This window comes from Streptococcus hyointestinalis (assembly GCF_041225505.1).
Taxonomy (GTDB): Bacteria; Bacillota; Bacilli; order Lactobacillales; family Streptococcaceae; genus Streptococcus; species Streptococcus hyointestinalis_B.
On record NZ_JBCLSK010000006.1, the window covers coordinates 35754 to 59464 of the forward strand.

The 23711-nt window shown below is 41.8% G+C and carries 23 protein-coding genes; 4 read left to right on the top strand and 19 right to left on the bottom strand.

Annotation, left to right across the window (positions count from 1 at the left end; translation table 11 throughout):
• Window positions 1–251 precede the first annotated feature (251 nt).
• Together AALA56_RS02675 and AALA56_RS02680 are read left to right on the top strand one after the other, a co-directional pair.
• Complete coding sequence (locus tag AALA56_RS02675) at window positions 252–1241, top strand: L-lactate dehydrogenase (RefSeq protein ID WP_115269830.1); 990 nt, start codon at window positions 252–254, stop codon at window positions 1239–1241.
• A 308-nt stretch (window positions 1242–1549) separates the two neighbouring features.
• Entirely contained in the window at window positions 1550–1729 is a 180-nt protein-coding gene (locus tag AALA56_RS02680) for a hypothetical protein (protein ID WP_369908644.1), read from the top strand.
• Between the two features lie 25 nt (window positions 1730–1754).
• Here AALA56_RS02680 and nox read toward each other — a convergent pair whose 3' ends face one another.
• From nox to AALA56_RS02725, 9 genes are all read right to left on the bottom strand, one after another.
• On the bottom strand, window positions 1755–3122 hold the full coding sequence (nox, locus tag AALA56_RS02685) for a H2O-forming NADH oxidase (protein ID WP_369908645.1): 1368 nt from the start codon (window positions 3120–3122) through the stop codon (window positions 1755–1757).
• Between the two features lie 125 nt (window positions 3123–3247).
• Window positions 3248–4201 (bottom strand): ABC transporter permease, encoded by a 954-nt coding sequence (locus AALA56_RS02690; protein WP_369908646.1) that lies wholly within the window; start codon window positions 4199–4201, stop codon window positions 3248–3250.
• Window positions 4201–5262 (bottom strand): ABC transporter permease, encoded by a 1062-nt coding sequence (locus AALA56_RS02695; protein ID WP_369908647.1) that lies wholly within the window; start codon window positions 5260–5262, stop codon window positions 4201–4203. The genes AALA56_RS02690 and AALA56_RS02695 overlap by 1 nt, the downstream gene beginning before the upstream one ends.
• Window positions 5262–6788, bottom strand: coding sequence for an ABC transporter ATP-binding protein (locus tag AALA56_RS02700; protein WP_369908648.1), 1527 nt, complete (start codon window positions 6786–6788; stop codon window positions 5262–5264). The genes AALA56_RS02695 and AALA56_RS02700 overlap by 1 nt, the downstream gene beginning before the upstream one ends.
• 134 nt (window positions 6789–6922) lie before the next feature.
• Window positions 6923–7972, bottom strand: a complete 1050-nt coding sequence (locus AALA56_RS02705; protein WP_369908649.1) for a BMP family lipoprotein — start codon at window positions 7970–7972, stop codon at window positions 6923–6925.
• A gap of 64 nt (window positions 7973–8036) precedes the next feature.
• Complete coding sequence (locus tag AALA56_RS02710) at window positions 8037–8438, bottom strand: cytidine deaminase (protein ID WP_369908650.1); 402 nt, start codon at window positions 8436–8438, stop codon at window positions 8037–8039.
• Complete coding sequence (deoC, locus tag AALA56_RS02715; protein WP_369908651.1) at window positions 8425–9090, bottom strand: deoxyribose-phosphate aldolase; 666 nt, start codon at window positions 9088–9090, stop codon at window positions 8425–8427. The genes AALA56_RS02710 and deoC overlap by 14 nt, the downstream gene beginning before the upstream one ends.
• Before the next feature lie 32 nt (window positions 9091–9122).
• Complete coding sequence (locus AALA56_RS02720) at window positions 9123–10400, bottom strand: pyrimidine-nucleoside phosphorylase (RefSeq protein WP_369908652.1); 1278 nt, start codon at window positions 10398–10400, stop codon at window positions 9123–9125.
• Window positions 10387–10986 carry a class I SAM-dependent methyltransferase gene (locus AALA56_RS02725; RefSeq protein ID WP_369908653.1) on the bottom strand — a complete coding sequence of 200 codons (600 nt, stop codon included), beginning with the start codon at window positions 10984–10986 and terminating at the stop codon, window positions 10387–10389. The genes AALA56_RS02720 and AALA56_RS02725 overlap by 14 nt, the downstream gene beginning before the upstream one ends.
• Before the next feature lie 122 nt (window positions 10987–11108).
• On the opposite strand from AALA56_RS02725, the gene coaA reads away from it, so the two are divergent.
• Both coaA and rpsT read left to right on the top strand, forming a co-directional pair.
• On the top strand, window positions 11109–12029 hold the full coding sequence (gene coaA, locus AALA56_RS02730) for a type I pantothenate kinase (RefSeq protein ID WP_369908654.1): 921 nt from the start codon (window positions 11109–11111) through the stop codon (window positions 12027–12029).
• A gap of 53 nt (window positions 12030–12082) precedes the next feature.
• On the top strand, window positions 12083–12334 hold the full coding sequence (gene rpsT / locus AALA56_RS02735; protein WP_115269854.1) for a 30S ribosomal protein S20: 252 nt from the start codon (window positions 12083–12085) through the stop codon (window positions 12332–12334).
• 71 nt (window positions 12335–12405) lie between these two features.
• On the opposite strand, the gene AALA56_RS02740 is transcribed toward rpsT, so the two are convergent.
• The 10 genes from AALA56_RS02740 to AALA56_RS02785 form a co-directional block, all read right to left on the bottom strand.
• The gene (locus AALA56_RS02740) at window positions 12406–13737 is read right to left on the bottom strand and encodes a sensor histidine kinase (protein WP_369908655.1); all 1332 of its coding nucleotides are present in this window, start codon (window positions 13735–13737) and stop codon (window positions 12406–12408) included.
• Complete coding sequence (locus AALA56_RS02745; protein WP_115269858.1) at window positions 13721–14401, bottom strand: response regulator transcription factor; 681 nt, start codon at window positions 14399–14401, stop codon at window positions 13721–13723. Before AALA56_RS02745 ends, AALA56_RS02740 begins: the two co-directional genes overlap by 17 nt.
• A gap of 132 nt (window positions 14402–14533) precedes the next feature.
• A complete protein-coding gene (locus AALA56_RS02750; protein WP_369908672.1) occupies window positions 14534–17080 on the bottom strand; it encodes a M1 family metallopeptidase in 2547 nt (848 codons plus the stop codon).
• A gap of 203 nt (window positions 17081–17283) precedes the next feature.
• Window positions 17284–17937, bottom strand: coding sequence for a phosphate signaling complex protein PhoU (phoU, locus tag AALA56_RS02755; protein WP_369908673.1), 654 nt, complete (start codon window positions 17935–17937; stop codon window positions 17284–17286).
• Between the two features lie 27 nt (window positions 17938–17964).
• Window positions 17965–18726 carry a phosphate ABC transporter ATP-binding protein PstB gene (gene pstB / locus AALA56_RS02760; protein WP_276761548.1) on the bottom strand — a complete coding sequence of 254 codons (762 nt, stop codon included), beginning with the start codon at window positions 18724–18726 and terminating at the stop codon, window positions 17965–17967.
• An 8-nt stretch (window positions 18727–18734) separates the two neighbouring features.
• Entirely contained in the window at window positions 18735–19538 is an 804-nt protein-coding gene (pstB, locus tag AALA56_RS02765) for a phosphate ABC transporter ATP-binding protein PstB (RefSeq protein ID WP_115269864.1), read from the bottom strand.
• Between the two features lie 27 nt (window positions 19539–19565).
• Window positions 19566–20450: a phosphate ABC transporter permease PstA gene (gene pstA / locus AALA56_RS02770; protein WP_115269866.1), complete on the bottom strand. Its 885-nt coding sequence runs from the start codon at window positions 20448–20450 to the stop codon at window positions 19566–19568.
• On the bottom strand, window positions 20440–21357 hold the full coding sequence (gene pstC, locus AALA56_RS02775) for a phosphate ABC transporter permease subunit PstC (protein ID WP_115269868.1): 918 nt from the start codon (window positions 21355–21357) through the stop codon (window positions 20440–20442). Before pstC ends, pstA begins: the two co-directional genes overlap by 11 nt.
• 21 nt (window positions 21358–21378) lie before the next feature.
• A complete protein-coding gene (locus AALA56_RS02780) occupies window positions 21379–22245 on the bottom strand; it encodes a phosphate ABC transporter substrate-binding protein PstS (protein ID WP_369908656.1) in 867 nt (288 codons plus the stop codon).
• Window positions 22246–22394: 149 nt separating this feature from the next.
• A complete protein-coding gene (locus AALA56_RS02785; protein ID WP_369908657.1) occupies window positions 22395–23705 on the bottom strand; it encodes an RsmF rRNA methyltransferase first C-terminal domain-containing protein in 1311 nt (436 codons plus the stop codon).
• Window positions 23706–23711: the final 6 nt, after the last annotated feature.

The following is a 23711-nucleotide window of genomic DNA, read 5'->3' on the forward strand; positions in this document are numbered from 1 at the left end:
GTTGTCCTTCATTTTATTACTATATATTATACCATATTTTCTGCTAATTTTCCCTTATTTTTATCGACCTATTCCGAACATTCAAACGACTGTGGCAGGTCATGAGCTACGCTTTTCTGAAAGCTATTTGTGAATTTTTTACCATTTTCCAATTTTTTTCACCGTTTCCTCGTGACAGAACGGTATGAAAATGCTAAAATAAGGATGTACGGGAATTTTCCCCATAATAAATTTAAGGAGATGTTTAGATAATGACTGCAACTAAACAACACAAAAAAGTCATCCTTGTTGGTGACGGTGCCGTAGGTTCATCTTACGCATTTGCACTTGTTAACCAAGGAATCGCACAAGAATTGGGTATCGTTGAAATCCCAGCATTGTTTGATAAAGCTGTTGGTGATGCTGAAGACCTTTCACACGCCCTTGCTTTCACTTCGCCTAAAAAAATCTACGCTGCAACTTACGCTGACTGTGCAGACGCAGACCTTGTAGTTATCACTGCTGGTGCTCCTCAAAAACCAGGTGAAACTCGTCTTGACCTTGTTGGTAAAAACCTTGCTATCAACAAATCAATCGTTACTGAAATCGTTAAATCTGGTTTCAACGGTATCTTCCTTGTTGCTGCAAACCCAGTTGACATCTTGACTTACTCAACTTGGAAATTCTCAGGTTTCCCTAAAGAACGTGTTATCGGTTCAGGTACTTCACTTGACTCAGCTCGTTTCCGTCAAGCACTTGCTGAAAAACTTGGTGTAGACGCTCGTTCTGTCCACGCTTACATCATGGGTGAACACGGTGACTCTGAGTTCGCTGTTTGGTCACACGCTAACGTTGCGGGTGTTAACCTTGAAAGCTACCTTCAAGACGTTCAAAACTTCAACGCTGAAGAACTTGTTGAACTCTTTGTAGGTGTTCGTGACGCTGCTTACTCAATCATCAACAAAAAAGGTGCGACTTTCTACGGTATCGCTGTAGCCCTTGCTCGTATCACTAAAGCTATCCTTGATGATGAAAAAGCTGTTCTTCCAGTTTCTGTATTCCAAGATGGTCAATACGAAGGTGTAACTGACTGCTACATCGGTCAACCTGCTATCGTTGGCGCACACGGTATCGTACGTCCAGTTAACATCCCACTTAACGATAAAGAATTGCAACAAATGCAATCATCTGCTAAAGAATTGAAAGCTATAATCGACGAAGCATGGGAAAACCCAGAATTCCAAGCAGCTTCTAAAAACTAATCTCTAGTTTCTAGATATAAAAACAGCTGACATTCAGCTGTTTTTTATCTACTTCTGTCTTGCGGAGTTTTTTTAGAAAATCAATACTAGCAAAAAAAGCTCGTTCGAAGGCAGATATAACTGCTGATCTACAAGCTTTTTTAGACAGACATGACAGTTGGGTTATTGAGGGAAATCTATCCTCATGTCTCTTTGAAGAAAGACTAAATGCTGCTGATATGATTATCATCTTATAGCTACCACGTCTCATCTGTCTCAAGCGTGCTTACAAACGCTATAGACAGCACCGTGGGCAAACACGTGATAGCATGGCTGATGGTTGTCCCGAGCGTTTTGATATTGACTTTATCAAATGGATTTTGATAGATGGCAAACACCCGCAAATACAAGATCGATTTCAGTCTGTTTTGGAAAACTATTCTGATAAAACCTTTCATTTGACCAGTCAAAAAGATATCGATACTTTCTTACAGGACATGAAAAAATGAGTCGATGTTTCGACTCATTTTTGTGTTATTCTGCTGAGAGAGCAGCCATTGTAATGTAGTTGTAGGGTTGGTTGAAGTGTGGCAAGAAGAAGAGATCTGTCAATGCCAATTTGTCAATAGTTACCTTTTCTTGGATAGCCAGTGAGAAGAGATGGATTGCTAGCGCAATGTCGTCGTAAGACGCCATTTGACAACCTAAAATCACACGACTATCTTTATCATAGACAATCTTAATGGTTACTTCGTAGTTATCGTGCTTGATAAAGCCTGGTTTTTGCAGGTCTGTATAGGTTGTTTCAACGGCATTGTATCCTGCTTGTTTGGCTTTTTCAAGGGTCAAACCTGTAGACACCATGTGTAGACCATAAATTGAAATACCGTTTGAACCTTGGACACCAATCCCTTCAAGCTCATGACCACAAGCGTTGTGAGCAGCGACGATACCAGTACGCACAGCATTTGACGCAAGAGCGATATAGTTAACATCGTCTAATGAGTTATCGTAAACTGTCGCACAATCACCAATAGCATAGACATCTTTCATGCTGGTTTCTTGTTTTTTATTGACAACCCATGCACCGTTACGGAAAGTTTCAAGGCGGCCCTTACCAAGTTCTGTGTTTGGACGGAAACCAACTGCCATCACGACCATGTCAACATCAAAGATTTCTTTGTCAGTCACAAGACGCTCAACCTTGCCATCACCTTCGACTGCTTGAACGGCTTGACCGTAAGCAAGACGAATGCCGTGGTCTTCCAAGTTCTTACTCATCATGTCTGTAAGGTCACGGTCGTAGTAGCCGACCATACAGGTTTCTGCAATATCAACCAAAGTCACTTCTTTTCCGATACGTTGGAAAGCCTCTGCCAATTCCACACCGATGTAGCCTGCCCCAACGACAGCCACACGGTCAATACCTGGCTTAGCCAATTTTTCAATAACTTCTGCTGAGTTTTGGTAGAGTTTTACAAACTGAAGGTTTTCAAGCGTCGCTTTGAACCCACGAGACCCTTCTTCGATTTCCACTCCCTCAATCGGTGGAATAACAGGTTGTGAGCCTGTCGCCAAAATCAATTTATCGTAAGACTCGATGTGTTCCTTACCATCAACGAGCGCTTTGACTTCTTTTTTATCAAAATCAATATCTAAGACAGGAGACTCCATGTAAACCTTTGCTCCCATACTTTCTAGCTGCTCCTTGTCAGAGTAGAACAAACCTTCTGGTCCGTCAATTTGCTCACCAATCCAAAGAGCCATCCCGCATCCTAGGAAAGAAATGTTTGAGTTTTGGTCAAAAGTCACCACTTCATTCTCATCTCCGTAGTTGCTAAGCATGGTTTTTATAGCTGCTGTGCCGGCGTGGTTTGTTCCAACAACAACGATTTTACTCATAATTAAATTCCTCTTTTCTATATCTTACAATTAGCATTATACCATATTTGTAAACCGCTTACAATTGTTTTGCATATCTTTTTAGAATTGCTCTAAAAAAACTTCTCTCATACGAGAGAAGCTCTTTATTTTGATTTGATATAGTTGACACCATCTGCTTTTGGTGCCACTGATTTTCCTAGGAAAGCAGCTAGCACAATGATGGTCAAAACATACGGTGTGATTTGCAAGTAAACCGCTGGAATATCTTTCAAGAAAGCGAGATTGCCACCGATAACCGCTAGACTTTGTGATAAACCAAAGAAGAGACTAGCTAGCATAGCGCCGATTGGATTCCATTTCCCAAAAATCATAGCCGCAAGAGCGATGAAACCTGGACCGGTAATTGTTGTCACAGAAAAGTTTCCTGAGATAGACTGTGCATAGATAGCACCGCCCATACCGCCAAGAAAACCAGAAATGAGAACACCCATATAACGCATAAAATAAACGTTAATTCCAAGTGTATCAGCCGCTTGTGGGTGCTCGCCTACTGAGCGCAAACGTAAACCAAAACGTGTCTTGTAAAGGACAAACCAAGCCAGGAAAGTAAAGGCAATCGCTACATAACCAATAGCGCTGGTACCCGCAAAGAAAGTATCACCGATAATCGGAATTTTCGCAAGCACTGGGAAGTCAAACTTCCCAAAAGATTGTGTGATACTATCTGTCTGCCCTTTGTTGTAGATAACACGGCAGAGGAAGACAGCAAGGGCAGGCGCCAAAAGGTTGAGCACAGTACCACTGACAATATGGTCAGCACGGAAGTTTACTGTCGCAGCTGCATGGATGATGGAGAACAAAAGTCCAACGACACCTCCGACCAAGACACCTAGCCAAGGGGTTGCTTTACCAAACGCATCCGCAAATTCTAGGTTGAAAACAACTCCAGAAAAAGCTCCCATAACCATGATACCTTCTAAGCCGACGTTGACAACACCACTACGTTCTGAGAAGGTACCACCAATACTGGTCAAAATCAAAGGCGTTGCATAGATTAAAGTCGTTGAGACTAAAAGTGCTAATGTTGTAGTCGACATTATTTACCACCTTTCATTTGTTTTTTAGGCTTGATATAGCGCTCAATGATATAATGTGCACCAACAAAGAAAATAATCAAAGCTGTCACGATACTAATCAATTCCTTTGGAATACCTGCAATCGTCATTCCTGATGACCCTACGCTAAGGAATGAGAAAAGAAAGGCTGAAAAGAGAATACCGATTGGATTATTTTGAGCAAGTAGGGCTACTGCCATACCGTCAAAGCCGATGGATACTGAGCTTGCTTGCACAAAGACATTTTCAAAGGTTCCAAGACCGTAGACAACACCACCAAGACCAGCAAAAGCACCTGAGATAATCATTGATAGAATAATGGTGCGTTTCGCTGACATCCCTGCGTATTCACTGGCATTTGGGTTTAGTCCGACTGAGCGAATTTCAAAACCAAGGGTTGTTTTATTGAGTAAGAACCAGATGATGATGATACCGATAATAGCAATGAAAATACCGATATTCATCCGTGAGTGATTGGTCAGCGTGTCTAGCCAAGCTGTCTGATAGGAAACATTTTCAGAGACCTTGATACTAGAGTCTGCATTACGCATGATGTCTTTAGAAAAGAGACCACGAATAATGGCGTTTCCTGAATAAAGAACGATATAGTTCATCATGATGGTTACGATAACCTCGCTGGTACCGAGATAAGCTCGTAAAATCCCAGGAATAGCACCGATAATACCACCAGCAATCATCCCGATAAGAACGGTTGAGATGATACTCAAAGGACGACTCATGTCAGGGTTTGAGAGACCAAACCAACCTGCAGCAATCCAACCTGCATAGGCTTGTCCTGGTAGCCCAACGTTAAAGAAACCTGATCGGCTTGCTACCGCAAAACCAAGTGCCACCAAAATCAGTGGACCCATGTTTGTAAAAATTTCACCGATATCTTTGGCACTACCAAAAGCTTTGTTAAAGAGCTCTTCATAACCCCAAATAGGGTCATAACCAAAGATAAACATAATAACAGCGCCAAGAACGATTCCCAGTAGTACTGAAATCAAAGGAACCGCAATTTGTTGAGTTCGCTTAGACATTACTCGCCTCCTTTTCCAATATTGCCACCAGCCATCAAAATACCTAACTCTTGCTTATTAGTTTCAGCAGGTGTCACGATACCTTGAATGCTACCATCATGAATAACGGCAATACGGTCAGAAAGGTTGAGAATCTCATCCAACTCAAAGCTGACCACTAACACTGCTTTTCCTTTATCTCGCTCTTCAATCAGACGTTTATGGATATACTCAATCGCTCCAACGTCCAAACCACGAGTTGGCTGACTAACAATTAAAAGGTCTGGGTCACGATCAATCTCACGTGCGATAATCGCTTTTTGCTGATTTCCTCCAGAAAAGCCCTTTGCTGGCACCAATTCATTGGCACCACGGACGTCAAACTCCTTCATCAACTTACGAGCATGTTCATTGATATTATTGAAATTAAGGATACCGTTTTTACTCATTGGCTCCTTGTAGTAGGTCTGTAGCGCCATATTTTCAGCCAATGTCATCTCAAGCACCAAACCATCACGGTGACGGTCTTCAGGGATATGTCCAACACTCAGCTCTGTAATTTTACGAGTCGTTAGATGTGTCACGTCTTGTCCTTTGATGGTAATACTGCCTGACTTGACCTTTCTGAGTCCTGGAATAGCCTGTACCAGCTCACTTTGACCATTGCCATCAATCCCTGCGATACCAACAATCTCACCACCACGAACATCAAGATTGAGCTGTTTTACTGCAGGAACACCACGGTTTTCATTGACCACGAGGTCTTTAATAGACAAGATAACATCTTTTGGTTTTGCCGGCTCTTTTTCTGTCGTAAAGGAAACAGAATGCCCCACCATCATCTCTGCCAAATCAGCAGAAGTTGCACCTGCCACTTCAACCGTCTCAATACTCTTACCACGACGAATAACCGTTACACGGTCGGCTACCGCACGAATCTCATCAAGTTTATGCGTGATGAGGATAATAGACTTGCCCTCTTTGACAAGATTTTTCATGATATCCATCAGCTCTGCGATTTCTGATGGTGTCAAAACAGCTGTCGGCTCATCAAAGATAAGAATATCCGCACCACGGTAGAGCGTTTTTAAGATTTCCACACGTTGTTGCATTCCAACAGAAATGTCTGCTACCTTGGCATGAGGGTCAACGGTCAAACCGTACTTTTCAGACAGTTCTTCAATATCTTTTGTTGCCTGCTTTAAATCAAGCACCCCATTTTTGACGGTCTCTGTTCCTAGGATGATATTTTCAGCAACAGTGAAAGCTTCCACCAACATAAAGTGCTGGTGCACCATCCCGATACCGAGCTGAGAGGACTTTGACGGCGAGTCAATTGTAACACTCTCACCATTGACCACAATCTCACCACTTGTTGGTTGCAACAAGCCAGCCAGCATATTCATCAGAGTTGATTTCCCTGCACCGTTTTCCCCTAATAGTGCATGGATTTCACCCTTTTGAATAGACAAGTTGATATGGTCATTTGCGAAGAAATCACCAAATTTTTTGGTAATTTCTTTCATTTCAATGACATGCTTAGACATATCTTCTCCCTTTCAAGAAATAACAATTATAGTTCAGTAAAACACACCTACAGGCGTGCTTTACTGAGATATAATCTTATATCTCAGCTTTGAAAAAAAGCGGACCTCTTAGACCGCTTTTCTTCTAAGATTGATTATTTTTCAGGGACTTTGATATCACCGTCAATAATTTTTTGTTTTGCTTCTTTGATAGCTGTGTTGGTATCAGCAGTTGTATTTGTAAGAGCAATATCTACACCACCTGCTTTAAGACCATAGCGAGTAGTTTTTCCGCCAGGGAATTTACCATCAAGCGTATCGTTAGAAATCAATTGAAGCGATTTACCAACTTCTTTGATAGTAGAAGCAAGAACGAAGTTTGATGTTTGTCCATCTTTAGATGTGTAATTACCGTCTTCTTTTTGGTCACGGTCAACACCGATTACCCAAACTTTATCGGCTTCATTACGGCTTTCGTTGATAGATTTAGCTTCGCTAAAGACACCAGTTCCAGAACCACCAGCTGCATGGTAAATAACGTCAGCACCGTCTGCATATTGTGCAGCAGCGATTGTTTTACCTTTGGCAGCATCACCAAATGAACCAACGTAGTTAACTTTGACTTTGATTGTGTCATCAACTGATTTGACACCAGCTTTAAAACCAGCTTCAAAACGGTCAATAACAGTGCTTTCTTGTCCTCCTACAAAGCCAACTGTTTTTGTCTTAGTGGTTTTAGCAGCTGCAATACCTGCAAGATAAGCGGCTTCATTATCAGCAAAAAGAACGCTCGCTACATTGTCTTTATCTTTGACTTCGTCATCGATAATAACAAAGTTTGTGTCGGTATTGTTATCAGCAGCATCTTCAATAGCATCGTGAAGCGCAAATCCGATACCAAAAATCAATTGGTAACCACCTGAGACAGCAGTATCAAGGTTGTTGGTGTATTCTGATTCATTTGTTGATTGGAAGTAATCATACCCTTGTCCCTTTTTAAGGTTGTGCTTTTTACCCCATGCTTGCAAACCTTCCCAAGCAGACTGGTTGAATGATTTATCATCAATACCACCAACATCAGTAACCATAGCGACTTTCAAGCTATCACTTGATGAGCTGCTTGATTTTGAACTACGACTACCACACGCAGTCAAACCAAGAGCAGCAACTGCCGCTAAACCTAGACCGATAACCTTCTTGTTCATCAAAATGAACCCTCCTAAAAAAACTAAAATACTTTAAGTCTTACGACTTTAAACCCTAACAGATTTACGTTAAATCTGTAAACGAATATGGAAGTAATTCCCCGACCGTCATCTCGACCGTCGTTACACCATCTTCTGCAATCAAGATGACCTTAGCAGATGGTTCAAAAAACTCAGCCATGACTTGGCGACAAGCACCACATGGTGAAATTGGCTCTGCTGAATGCCCATAAACAGCAATTTCAGATAATTTAACATGTCCCTCAGAAACAGCTTTGAAAATAGCTGTTCGCTCGCCGCAATTTGTCAAACCAAAGCTGGCATTTTCAATATTACACCCCGTGAAAATAGCACCGCTTTCTGTTTTGACAGCAGCTCCTATTGGAAAATGCGAGTAAGGAACATAAGCTTCCTCGCTAGCCTTAATAGCTAGCGCAATCAACTCCTTGCTACTAGTATCCGCCATCAGCTGTATCTCCAGAAACAATCGCAACACCTGCAGACGTTCCAATACGTGTTGCCCCTGCTGCGATAAAGGCTTCTGCGTCTGCTAAACTGCGAGCACCTCCTGCTGCCTTGACACCGATATCAGGTCCTACGGTTTGACGCATCAATGCCACATCCTCTACTGTCGCACCATGAAGAGAAAAGCCTGTTGACGTCTTGACGTAGTCAGCGCCCGCTGCTACAGATAACTGACATGCCTTAACTTTTTCATCATAGGTTAACAAGCAAGCTTCTATGATGACCTTAACGAGCTTGTCGCCACTTGCTTCAACAACGGCACGAATGTCGTCTTCAACCTCATCGTATTGTTTGGATTTGAGTTTTCCGATGTTGATGACCATATCCACCTCATCAGCACCGTTTGCAATCGCATCTTGTGTCTCAAAAGCCTTTGTTTGGCTAGTTGTTGCCCCCAGAGGAAAACCAATTACCGTGCAGACCTTCACATCACTGTCTTTTAGTTGTTCCTTAGCGTAAGCTACCCAAGTTGGATTGACACAGACGCTTGCAAAATGATAGGTTTTTGCCTCGTCTGTTAATTGTTTGATTTGTTCCTGCGTGCTCTCTGGTTTTAAGAGCGTATGATCGATGTACGTATTGATAGAAGTCATAATGTCTCCAATTTTATAAATATATTAGCTTATTATGAGATAATTTCGATAATTTCTTGTGGAACAGATTTCTCTCTATTTATTTTAACATTTTTTTTGAATTCTGTAACCTCTTTTTCGTCTAATATTTTATCTGAGTAGATAGTCGCTAGGCAATCGCCTGTTTTGACGCTATCTCCGACCTTTTTATGAAAGACAATTCCTGTTTCATAATTGAGTTGATCTGTCTTGACAGAGCGCCCAGCGCCGAGTCTCATAGCAAAAAGACCAAATTCCAATGCTGATAATGCCTCGATATAGCCATCTTCTTCTGCGATAATGTCAGTGGTGTATTTTGCACGAGAAGGACGATACAAGTCATCTAGGTCCCCACCTTGTGCTGACACCATCTCATGAAACTTATTGAGCGCAGCGCCATTGACAAGGTGGTCGTAAATCACCTCATCACTTGCCTCAACTCCTGCTAAATCCAGCATTATCTTAGCTAGATCACAGATAAACTGCGTGACGTCAGAGCGTCCTTTTCCTTGCATAATATCAAGTGCTTCTAAGACCTCAAGACGATTGCCAATAGCGCAGCCAAGAGGTTGAGACATGTCTGTGATAACCGCTACAGTTTGACGTCCTACTTCATTACCCAAAGCTACCATTGTTTTAGCCAGTTCTCGAGCTTCTTCGACCGTTTTCATAAAAGCACCGTCACCAACAGTAACGTCTAGCAAAATCTTATCTGCACCTGCTGCGATTTTCTTACTCATGACAGAGCTTGCAATCAAAGGAATGATGTCTACAGTAGCTGTCACATCTCGAAGCGCATAAAGCAGTTTATCTGCTTTAACCAGCTTATCAGATTGCCCAATGACAGAGAGATTGATAGCCTTAACTTGGTTGATAAACTCTTCTTCTGTGCGCTCAATTTGAAAGCCCTTGATAGACTCAAGCTTATCTAGTGTCCCACCAGTATGCCCAAGACCACGACCACTCATCTTGGCAACAGGAACATCAAAGCTAGCAACGAGCGGAGCAAGGATAAGCGTCACCTTATCTCCAACACCGCCTGTCGAGTGCTTATCCGTTTTGATACCTGGGATGGACGACAAATCAATCTCATCGCCAGATTTTACCATACACATGGTCAAATCCCTAACTTCACGCATAGACATGCCTTTAAAATAGACAGCCATAGCAAAGGCAGACATTTGATAATCCGGCACACTGCCATCGACATAGCCTGAAATAAGCCACTCAATCTCTGCAGTAGATAGCTCGCCACCATCACGTTTTTTCTGGATTAAATCAACAGCTCTCATCTTTCACACTCCTTAAAATGTAATAGCCTTTATCTTTTTTGACAATCTCACAATTTCCAAATATGTCTTCCATTTTAGCTTTGGCACTCGGCGCTCCCTGCTTTTTCTGAATGACAATGGTCAAGTCGCCACCATCATCAAGATAATGGATACTCTCCTCAATGACTGTATGAACCACTTTTTTACCTGCTCTGATTGGAGGATTACTGATAATATGCTGGAAAGTGCCTGTGACATTGTCGTAGAGATTAGACTGAAAAATCTGCGCTCTTACTCCATTTTTCTCAGCATTTTTTTGCGCTAGAGCAATAGCACGTTGATTGATATCAATCATGGTAACATCTAGCCCCTGCGCCTTGGCAAGCGCTATGCCTAGTGGACCATAGCCACAACCGACATCTAAAAGACGCTCTCCTTTTTGAAAATCAAGTGTGTTCAGCAACACTTGACTCCCATAATCCACCATTTTCTTGGAAAACACACCAGAGTCTGTCAATAAACGTAGAGTCTGCCCCAAAAGCTCAACTGTAATCTCATGAATGTCATGAGCCACATCTGGGTGTTCTTCATAATACATGTTAGCCATCGCTACTCCTTTATCCTGAATGACCATTAAGCCATTTGTTTCTAATCAAATTGTATCATAACTTGAAATGGTTTTCAATTTCCCACCAAGATGATATAATAAAAAAGATTAGGAGAAGTATTATGACTGACGAATTTATCAATTTTGAACAGCTGTCACGCTCTGAGTGGAAAGAACTCCATCAACAAAGCAATCCTTTATTAACCGAAAAAGAACTTGAAGCCATCAAAAGTCTGAATGACCGTATCGACACGACTGATGTGCAGGAAGTTTACCTTCCGCTCATTAGCTTGATTGAGATTTACAAGCGGACAAGAGACAATTTGGCATTTTCAAAAAGTATCTTTCTCAAGAAAGAGGAGGTTAAACGCCCTTTTATCATTGGTATATCGGGGTCAGTTGCCGTTGGCAAGTCAACGACAAGCCGTCTTTTGCAATTACTGCTCGATAGAACTTTCCCAAATAATCGTGTGGAGTTAGTCACGACAGACGGTTTTTTGTATCCTAATGCTGTTTTAGAGAGCAAGGAAATCCTCAATCGTAAAGGCTTTCTAGAGTCCTATGATATGGAGCGGCTGCTTAATTTCCTTGATGCTATCAAAAACACCAAAGAAGCGCAGGCACCTATCTACTCTCATGAAATCTATGACATCGTGCCAAATCAAATGCAGACTATCTCTGAACCCGATTTTCTCATCATTGAGGGGATAAACGTCTTTCAAAATCAACAAAATAATCGTCTCTATATTAGCGATTACTTTGATTTTTCGATTTATATCGATGCGGATAGTCGTCAGATTGAAGCTTGGTATTTGGAGCGCTTTGAGAGCCTTTTAGAGCTTGCTAAAAAAGATAAGACAAACTACTACCATCGCTTTACCAGCATGCCAAAAGACGACGTTCTAGCCATGGCTCGTGATATTTGGAAAACCATCAATCTTGTCAATCTTGAAAATTATATCGAGCCGACACGAAATCGAGCTGAAGTAATTTTACACAAGGCGAATAACCACAAAATCGATAAAATTTTCCTCAAAAAATGATAAGGGCTTGTCAAATACGAATTATTTCGATATAATGGGATAGTTAAATCAATATGGAGGTAAAGACATTGGCAAACATCAAATCAGCTATTAAACGTGCTGAACTTAACGTTAAACAAAACGCAAAGAACTCAGCTCAAAAATCAGCTATGCGTTCTGCAATCAAAGCTTTTGAAGCGAACCCAAGTGAAGAACTTTTCCGTGCTGCTTCTTCTAGCATTGACAAAGCAAAATCAAAAGGTTTGATTCATAAAAACAAAGCAAGCCGTGATAAAGCTCGTCTTGCAGCAAAATTAGCAAACTAATTTTTGAAAGCTGGTCTACCAGCTTTTTTAGTATCCTAAAAAAGGAACATCTTCTACGGTGTTCCTTTTGTTTATTTATTGATTGGCAACTTCACCTCAAAGATGGTACCTTGTGGGGTATTGTCTTTGACGGTGATAGAACCCTTTAGAGATTTGACGATTTGCTGCGCTAGGGATAACCCTAAACCAAAGCCACCTTGCTGGCGTGTTCTCGCCTTATCCACACGGTAAAAGCGGTCAAAGATCTTCTTTTTATCGGCGTCGCTAATGCCATAACCATTATCTGCAACAGACAGTATCAAAGTACGATCATTGGTCTTGACGGTGAAATCAATCACCCCATCATCGCCAGTGTATTTCATGGCATTGTCAAAGAGAATAGTCATGACTTGTTTTAACAGCGTGCGGTCGCTTCTAAACGAACGAGCCACAAGATTTTCAGAGTTGAATTGCTTGCTACTTTCTTCAGCGATGAGACTGTAATTTTCAAAAATGGTCTCAATCTCCTCTGGTGTAATCTGCGTCAACTCAGGCTTGATACCATCATCTCGTCTCGCTAGATTTAATAAATTGGTCGTCAAAAGACGCATATTGCGGACTTCTTCTAAACTTGAGGCGAGATTTTCAAAATTATCCAAAATCGTCTCGTTGGGTTTTCGTAATAACACCTCTAAGCGGTTTTGCAAAACGGACAGAGGCGTCCTCAGTTCATGGCTGGCATTTTCAACAAAGCTCTTCTGCTTTTCATAGCTTTCAATGATTGGCTTTCTTGTCCACATGGCAAGATAGATACTCGCTCCAATAGAGACAATCCAGAAAATCACCATGAGCGTGATGATGATACGTTCATAGCGCTCGTTGGCTGCGACGAGCTGCTCGACATTGACAGCGATGGTCATGTATCTGACATTAGGATAGTTATTATCATGTACCTTGACGGTAATGTAGTGATAATGCTCATTTTCCTGCCCAAAAAGACTAGGCACTGTCGCTGAAATAATCGTTCCACGCTTTCTAACGTCAACGTCTAAATTCTGCAGTTTTGAAAAGCTGGTATTTTCCGTCAGACGATTTCCCTTTTTATCAAAAAGGATAAGGTCGATGTTGGGAGAAACTTTGGCGATAGAGACTTTAGGCTCATAGGTGGTATCATTATCGCCATCGCTGCTATCTGTTTCTGTCACTGTAATTGTCCTAGCCATAGCAAGAGCGACATACTGGTCTGCATTCTTGGCGATAGCTGTTAAGCTGCTATCTGGCGAAGCATAGAGACCTGTTCGCATGACTTGCAAAATCAGGGTTGTCATAATGATGAAAATCCCTGAAAAAACAGTAAAAAAATGGAAAAAATGTTCAAATCCTGCAGAAGATAAGACTCTCTTGACATTATTGCTCTTCAGCATTTTTTAGAATGTACCCCACACTACGCAATGTCTGTAAATTATCGACAAATTGTGTTCCTTTTAGTTTTTTTCGGATTTTTGAGACGTAAACCTCGACTACAGAGATCGTCGTGTCACTGTCAAATCCCCAAATGCGGTCAAAAATCTGTGATTTAGGGAGAATAACGTTCTGATTTTGTAGGAAATAAACCAGTAAGTCAAACTCTTTTCCCAGCAATTCAACCGTCTTATCACCGACAGTTGTCGTGTTGGTCGAAGTGTCTACAGTGACATCTCCATACACCAAATTATTATTCGTTAGCTTACCAGAGCGCTTCAAGAGCGCTTGGATACGCATTTTTAATTCTTCAAGATAGAAGGGCTTTGTCAGATAGTCATCAGCTCCTAACTCAAAGCCATGTCCTTTATCATCTAGCCCTTCCTTAGCAGTCATAATCAAAACGGGTGTTGTATTGCCCTTTTCACGAAGTTCTTTCAACACTTGAAAACCATTTTTTTCTGGTAACATCAAATCCAGCAAGATAAGGTCATAAATACCGCTTTCAGCCTCGTACAAACCTTCCTCACCGTCAAATACCTGCATAACATCAGCAAAGTCATCCAAGAAATCAAACACAGAGTTGGATAGACTTAGGTCATCTTCAATCAATAAAATCTTAATCATAGCTGTCCCCTTCTAAGAGTATGTGACGCCAAGCGTCTTTACAATCAATCTATTTGACCATAAAATACCACAGAAAACTTAATATCATCTAAATTATAGCAAAAACCTACGACTTTGTCGCAGGTTTTTTCACTAGGCGATAGCTGTTTTGATAGCTGCAATAACAGCTTCCTTATCCGACTGGATCAGAGCAATACGTGCTGAGATTTCCTTGATTCCCATAGAAATCATGCGGTTAATCGCCATATCACCCAACTGTGGCTCAAAGAAGGCTTTGAACTCTTCTAGACGTTTAGGTGTTTTAAATTTATTGGCAGGATAGATGACAAACTTATCAAAGCTCATATCGCCACCAAGTGCTGCCTTAATCCAATCCCAGTTTTCTTGCGCCCATTGCCAAGCTGCTTCCTGTGTGAAATCATTGGATAAGAATGACAGGTACCAACTCATAGCCAAATCTTGTGGTTTCACAATCGTCTTATCTTTCCATGTGCTGAGCAAAAGGTTGAGATGTTCTGTATTTGTCGTTCTTGATAAAGCTTGTGCCAACTGACGTTGGAAAGAACCATCTGTCGCTGACGCATATAAGCTAAGGTAACGGTCCACCAAGTCTTTTGTCTCAGCTGTCTGCATTTGATTGATCAGCACCAAAGAACGAACAGCTGCTGGAATATCAACCAAATGGCTTTCATATTCCGCAAAAATCTGACTAGCCTTTGTAGTCGCTGTGCTATCACCTGCAAAAATCATATTGGCAAGTGTTAGCTGACGCACCTTTTCGTCCTCATCGCTCTCACCCTCGTGCTTTTCAAAGCCAAGGCGCTCACAGTTTTCTATGCTAATCAAGGCGACAAGCTCTTTAAAGGCTACTTCTTCATCTGAGTTTTCTGTCACAAAAAGCTTCAATCCATCAATAACTTGCTTAATAGCAGCCGTTACCAGGTAAGATGTTTCATGCTTGAGACTCGCAATTAAAGGTACTAGGCTCGCATAAGAGATGCATCCACTTTCAGCCAAGAGACGACGTTCTTGGATGATTTGGAGTTTAGAGATATTGTCCAAACCTTGCAGCTCTGCTAGGAGACTATCTAACAACTCGCCTGTATACTCTGTGACGTAGTGCGCTGTATTTTCTGTATTGAGACGAAGGGCACCGTCGTTTTGTTCAGCGAGTGCGCTATAATTTGGAATGGAGATACTCTCTTCTGTGAAAATATCAGGCAAGCCTTGCCAGTTGCTGTTTAGCGGGATTTGCCATAGACGGTTCTTATCATCTTCTTCACCGATGAAGAACTGCTTTTGTGAAATCGTCAAGACATCATCTTCGACACTAACAGTCACAACAGGATAGCCTGGCTGCTCTAGCCAAGAGTCCATAAAGGCTGCGACATCTTTGCCAGAAGCTTGTGACAAAGCGTCCCACAACTGATGTCCTACAGTATTGCCATATTGGTGTTTTTCAAAGTAAGCCTTTAATCCCTTAGCAAAAGCCTCATCACCTAACCAACGGCGAAGCATGTGCATGAGACGGCTTCCTTTGGCGTAGACAATAGCAGGGTCAAATAGAGTGTTAATCTCGTCAGGATGGTTGACCTCGACATGGACAGACTGCACTCCAGCAGTCGCGTCACGTTTAAGCGCTAGAGGCACACCACTTGTTTGGAAGTCTTCAAAGATATTCCAGCTTGGCTCAATAGCGTCGATAGCAACATATTCCATCATATTGGCAAAAGATTCATTGAGCCAGAGGTCATCCCACCACTTCATAGTGACTAAGTTACCAAACCATTGGTGAGCAACTTCGTGAGCAACAACCAGTGCGACTTGCTGGCGACTAGACACGGTAGAATTGTCATCTACCAAAAGGTAAACTTCACGATAAGTCACCAAGCCCCAGTTTTCCATAGCACCAGCTGAAAAGTCTGGAATTGCCACATGAAGCGACTGAGGAATAGGATAGTGAACACCAAAGTAGTCCTCATAAAACTCAATCACACGCTTTGCAATATCAAGTGAGAAAGTGAGCTCCTGCACTTGGTGAGCACGTGTCGCATAAGAACCAACCAAAGTGCCGTTCTTGGTCTTGGTTGTTATACCGTGTAAAGCGCCAAAAGCAAACGCTAGGAGATAAGACGACATGCGTGGTGTCGTCTCAAAGGTCCAAAGACCCGTTTCTTTTCTGCGCTCAACGTCGACCTCAGGCATATTTGAAAGCGCCAAATCTCCCTCTTCTTCGTCAAATTTCAAACTCAAATCAAAGGTTGCTTTTGCTTCTGGCTCATCAACACATGGAAATGCCTCTCTTGCAAAATGACTTTCAAACTGAGTTGAGATGATTTCCTTAGTCACACCATCAAGTGTATAATAAGACGGATAAATCCCTGTCATATTGTCTGTAATCTTACCAGAAAACTCGATGACCAGTGTCATGCTTCCTGTCTCTGGCAATTCAATATGAACAGCTTCATTAGCATCATCCATTTCAAAAGACAACTCTTGATTGTCCAATAAAATCGAATGAATGGCTAATGCTTTTTGATGAAGCGAGATTTTATTATCCAGAGCTTCACCATTTATCGCAACATTACCTGTAAAAACCTTGTCTTTTCGACTAATATCCAAAAAGAGATTGTAATTTTCTGGAACAAAAGTGTTTACAAAATGCTCAACTTGCATGATTTTCCTCACTAATTTCTCAATATTTTAAAATTATAAGTCAAGATAGCTCACAAGCTATCTCATATCGTAAAAATGCAACTCTCAAGACCGTATTATAGCATAAAACAAAGAAGAATGCTAGAGCTAGTTATCTCTGGTGAATGATTAGCTAAAAATTAAAAAATCTACCTCGTTTTAAGAGGTAGATAAGGGTTTTAAGAGCCTTACATTTCAACGATTTTTCCTGTCTCAAGATAGACAATCCACTCACAGATATTGCGAGCATAGTCACCAATGCGCTCCAAGAACATGATGACTTGGAAGTATTCTTTACCAGCAAAGACAGCGTCTGGTTGTTTTTTGATTTCTTCGATGGCTAGATTTTGAATATCACGGAAGTAATCGTCAATCTTTTCATCTGAAGCGGCGATTTCATAGGAACGGTTGCTATCAAGATTGATATAAGCTTCAAACGCTTCTTCAAGCATATGCTTGACGGCTTTTCCCATCTCACTGATTTGCTTTTCAACAACCTCGATACGTTCTTCACCTTTCATGCGAATAGTAGCTTTTGCGATAGACGCTGCATGGTCTCCCATACGCTCCACATCACTAGACGCTTTTAAAACGGTGATAACTGTGCGTAAATCTTGTGAAACGGGTTGTTGTAGGGCGATGATTTCAAGGGATTTCTTTTCTAGTTTTGATTCAAACTCATTGACCACTTCATCATCTTCGATGACTTCTCTTGCCAAGTCACGATCATGTGTGACAAAGGAGCGGACAGCTTTGTTGAGTTGTCCAACGACCTCAGTTCCCATTGCGTAGAACTGGTTGTATATTTTTTCTAATTCTTCTTCAAATTTTGAACGTAACATCATACTTTTATTTTCCTTTTATTTTTATTAACCAAACTTACCAGAGATGTATTCTTCGGTTTCCTTATGTTTTGGATTGAGGAAGAGTTCTTTGGTATTGCCATACTCGATGAGATTTCCATCTAAAAAGAAACCTGTGCGATCAGAAATACGAGAGGCTTGTGACATAGAGCGTGTAACGATTAACATCGTGTATTGATCCTTTAGGTCGTAGAGGGTTTCTTCGATTTTTCCTGCTGAAATCGGATCAAGCGCTGACGTTGGCTCATCAAGAAGGATAATTTTAGGACTTGTAGCCAAAACTCTTGCGATACATACCCGTTGTTGCTGACCTCCTGAGAGACCAACAGCGGAGTCATGTAGACGATCTTTCACCTCATCCCAGATAGAAGCTCCACGCAGAGAAGTCTCTACTGCTTGATCAAGGATTTCCTTGTCTTTGATTCCCTTTAATCGTAGTCCGTAAACGACATTTTCATAGATAGTCATTGGGAAAGGATTAGGCTGTTGAAAGACCATGCCGATTTCCTTACGCAAAGCAACTGTATCCATTTTGGGACTATAGACATTGTGTCCATTGTAATCGACAGCACCTGTCAGAGTAACTTCTGGATTGAGGTCATGCATGCGGTTAATAGCACGCAGCAAGGTTGATTTTCCAGAACCAGATGGTCCGATAAGCGCCGTAATTTCATTCGGATAAAAGTCAATAGACACACTGTTTAGCGCTTTTTTCTTATTGAAATAAACTGATAGATCATGTACTTCTAAAATTGTCTTTTTTGTCATGAATGCTCCTATCCAAAGTGTCCTGAAACGTAGTCGCTAGTAGATTGCAATTTCGCATTTTGGAAGATATTATTGGTCTTATCATACTCAATCAAATCTCCAAGATAGAAAAATGCGGTGTAGTCACTAGCACGTGCTGCTTGTTGCATATTGTGCGTCACGATGATAATAGAGTAGTCTTTCTTCAACTCAAACATCGTCTCTTCGAGTTGCATAGTTGCAATCGGATCAAGCGCTGACGCTGGCTCATCCATCAGCAAAATATCTGGTTTTACCGCAATGGCACGAGCAATGCAAAGACGCTGTTGCTGACCACCTGAGAGAGTAAAAGCTGACTTGTGAAGGTCATCTTTGACCTGATCCCACAGTGCTGCTTGCTTGAGCGAAGTCTCAACAATCTCATCCAGAAATTGCTTGTCCTTCACCCCAGCACGCTCATAAGCAAAAGTGATGTTTTTGTAAATAGACTTTGCAAAAGGATTTGGACGTTGAAAGATCATACCGATATGTTTACGCATTTCATAGACATTGATGTTTGCAGCATTGACATCAATCCCTTCATAGAGAATCTCACCTGTCACACGGGCAATATCGATGGTATCATTCATACGATTAAGACTTCTTAAATAAGTGGATTTACCACATCCAGATGGACCGATAAGGGCAGTGATTTTATTTTTTTCAAACTGCATATCAATCCCTTTAATCGCCTCTTTATTGCCATAATAAACATGAAGATCTTTGGTTTGAAGGGTGATTTTATCTTCAGGGATAGTGATAATATGGCGCTCATTCCAATTATAATCTGCCATAAAAACTCCTTTAAAAACTTTCTAACTCTACGCAGACGTTAACTTGCTGTGTAGTTTCTTTCCGATAGTACGTGCTGACAAGTTGAAAATCAAGATAACAACCAAAAGAACGGCAGCACTTCCTGCAGAGACTTGTGTCGCATCTGGAATTGTTCCTTCGCTATTGACTTTCCAAATGTGTACAGACAAGGTTTCTGCTTGACGGAAGATTGAGATTGGGCTAGTAACACTTAGTGGGTTCCAGTTGGACCAGTCAAGAGCTGGTGCAGACTGACCAGCGGTGTAGATAAGCGCAGCCGCTTCACCAAAGATACGCCCAGAAGCAAGCACAATACCAGTAACAATACTTGGCAGCGCTTCTGGAATAACTACATGAAGAACGGTCTCCCAACGTGAGATACCAAGTGCGAGTCCCGCTTCACGCTGTGTGTGGTGGACATTACGCAAGCTATCCTCAACACTACGTGTCATCTGTGGCAGGTTGAAAACCGTCAAGGCTAGCGCACCAGAAATGATAGAAAAACCATATTCAAACTGCACAACAAAAATCAAATAACCAAACAAACCAACAACAACTGATGGCAGTGATGATAGTATCTCAATACAAGTACGGATAAAGTTAGTCATACGTCCCTTTTTAGCATACTCTGAGAGATAAACACCCGCTCCTAATGACAAAGGAATAGAGATAATCAAAGTAACCACTAAGAGGAAGAAAGAGTTGTACAACTGGATACCAATCCCTCCGCCTGCTTGATAAGAGGAAGATTTACCAGTCAAAAAGTGCCAAGACACATGCGGTAGACCACGTACTAAAATGTAAACGAGCAAAGATGCCAGAATAAGAACGATAATACCTGCAATCGTATAAAGCGTTGCCGTAGCTACTTTATCCCATTTTTTAGCGTTCATAGTTTTTCTTTCCCTCCCTAGTAATCAATTTTATCACTGTATTAAAGGCAAGACTCATCACCAAAAGAACAAGTGCTAATGACCAGAGGACATTATTTTGGACTGTTCCCATAACGGTGTTTCCGATTCCCATTGTAAGAACGGAGGTCAGTGTCGCTGCAGGTGTTGTTAGAGAGGTAGGAATCACTGCAGAGTTTCCGACAACCATCTGAATAGCTAGTGCTTCACCAAAGGCACGCGCCATCCCAAAGACAATAGCTGTAAAGATACCAGGACGTGCTGCATTGAGGATAACACGCCAAATAGTTTGCCAGCGTGTCGCTCCCATAGCTAGACTCGCTTCCTTATAATGACGTGGAACAGCTTTTAGACTATCTACTGTCATAAAGGTAACGGTCGGCAAAATCATAACAAAGAGGACAAACACCCCTGATAAGATACCAAACCCAGTACCTCCAAAAATAGAGCGGACAAAAGGAACGATAACTTGTAGTCCGATAAAACCATAAACAACAGACGGGATACCAACCAATAGCTCAACAGCGGGCTGCAAAATCTTAGCACCATATTTTGGGGAGATTTCCGTCATAAAGACAGCAGCACCGATGGCAAATGGCGTCGCTACAATAGCAGAAAGAATTGTGACAATAAATGACCCCAAAATCATCGGAGCAGCACCAAATGATTTGCTGTTTGGCTCCCATGTCCCACTAAATAGAAATTCAAAAATATTGACCTTATCAACAAAGAAAGTTGACAAGCCTTTTTGTGCGATAAAAACTAAAATCATCGCAACGATAAAGACGATAAGTCCTAGGCAAAGAAAAGTGATGGTTTTCCCAAACTTTTCCAAGCGTGAATTTTTTGAAGGCGTGGTTAATTGTTTGACCAGTTCTTTATTTTCCATGTTCTCTTTCCAATCTGAAAATCATTTAGCTGTGACATTGCCATCAGCATCTTTAGTGACTTTCATATCGTTTATAGAGATATATCCCATATTTTTAACGATATGATTTTGAACTTCATCGCTGAGCATAAAGTCGATGAACTCTTTGGTTAAGCCTTTGGCTGCACCTTTGGTGTACATGTGCTCATAAGACCATAAAATCCACTTATTGGTCGCAACATTAGCAGCTCTTGGCTCATAACCGTTTAACTTCAGTGTCTTAACCGAGTCATCAACATAGGCAAAGGCAAGGTAAGAAATCGCTCCAGGTGTTTGTGAGACGATTGACTTGACCATACCGTTTGAATCTTGCTCTTGGCTGCGAATAGCGCTCTTTCCGTCCATGATAGTCGTATCAAACGTTGCACGTGAGCCAGAACTTGCCGCACGGTTAATGATTGAAATCTCTAAATCTTGTCCACCCAGCTCTTTCCAGTTGGTGATTTTTCCAGTAAAAATATCACACAACTGCTCGGTTGTTAAATTATCAACCTTGACTTCGCTATTGACGATAACAGCAAGACCCGCTACCGCTACTTGGTGGTCTTTGAGGATTTTGGCATCAATACCTTCTTTTTCTTGGGCAAAGACGTCACTGTTTCCGATTTGAACAGCTCCTGATTGTACTTGAGAAAGACCAGTTCCGGAACCGCCACCTTGGACATTGATGGTTTTGCCAACGTGCTTAGAAGCAAATTCTTCAGCTGCTGCTTCTACTAAGGGTTGAAGAGCAGTTGAGCCAACGCTATTGATGGATTGCCCTTTATCAATCCACTTTGCACAAGCGCTAAGGGACAAAACGGATAGAGCCACTAAAGTCAGTGTCAAAATCTTGTGTCTTTTTTTCATAAACACCAATCCTATTCTAAGTTAAATCATATATATTATCTCAGATGAGATAAGCGAAGATACTCTCATTTTAAAATCTTCTCATTCCACTATATCATAAGAAAACTAGCTTGCCTAGTAGTCTTTTTAAAGATTGTATTCAATAACAGTTAGACCTGAAATCGCAAGCCTTTTGGGTAAAAATTCTTGAGCACGCCACCCGTTACTTTCGCAAAGCCCAAGCCGTTCCCTTGGCATAAGACTTGGTACCAACCGTTAGGAAGAGACCTGTCTAATTGGACGACATTTCCAGAGACATAGATAGCAAACTGTTCTATATCAATTTCGATTGTATGGCGAACTTCGTCAGATGACAGAGCCAGCCCAAGTGCAAAAGATGGCTCAAAACGTCCCTTTTTGAAAGTCCCTAAATGAAGCCCATTGCGAACAATCTTCACCTTTTTCATGTCAGGCAAGCCCTCTGGAAGCAGGTACAATTGCTCCCCAAACACCTGCAACACGCCTTCTAGAGGATGTGTTAAGTGTTGCGTTGCAAACTCTTGCCAGTAGGTCTGCTGTTGCTTAGTCAGATTGCTTTTGGCTTGTCTACAAGTCACCGTCTCTTTTGGACGGGTATCTTGCAATCGTGCAACAAACTGCCCCTCACCCTTAAAATGATGCGGATACATGCGTGCCACCTCTGGCATATCAATCCCTGCGACCATACCATTTATCTTGGGCACATCCACCAGCTCTAAATAAGGATATTCTTCTAATAACCAGCTAACGACACCTTCATTTTCCTCGGGCGACCAAGTGCAGGTCGAATAGACAAGACTACCTCCAACAGCTAGCATTTTCAGCGCTTCTTGTAAAATTTCTTTTTGCAGAGCCGCACACTCACTAGGATAATCACGGTGCCAATACTGCATGGCAGCTGGGTCTTTCCGAAACATCCCTTCACCCGAGCAAGGTCCGTCAAATACAATCATGTCAAAATAGGCTGGAAAAGCCTTGGCTAAACACTCAGAAGATTCGTTTGTCACGATGACATTGCAAGCCCCGAAACGCTCGATATTTTCAGCCAATACCTTGCTACGCTTGGTTGAGATGTCGTTACTCACTAGGAGACCTGTATTGTCCAGATAAGAAAGCAAGTGAGTGGACTTACCTCCAGGTGCTGCTGACAAGTCTAGTACCCGCATGCCCTTTTGCGGACTAGCGACCTGTGCCACCATTTGCGCAGCAGGCTCTTGAGAGTAGACGAGACCTGTCGTGTGGACAGGCGACTTGCCAGAAATCTTGCCATAGTGCCCCCACGGCGTCTGAGGAATGGCTTGGTCAAAGGCGACCTGTGCTTTTTTGAGGGGATTTGTCCGAAAAGCAGCTACCGCTTCATCGTCAAAACTCGCAAAAAAAGCTGGTGCCTCATCGCCAAGCAATTTCTCGTATTTTTGGATAAAATCTACTGGTAAATTCATAGTTCT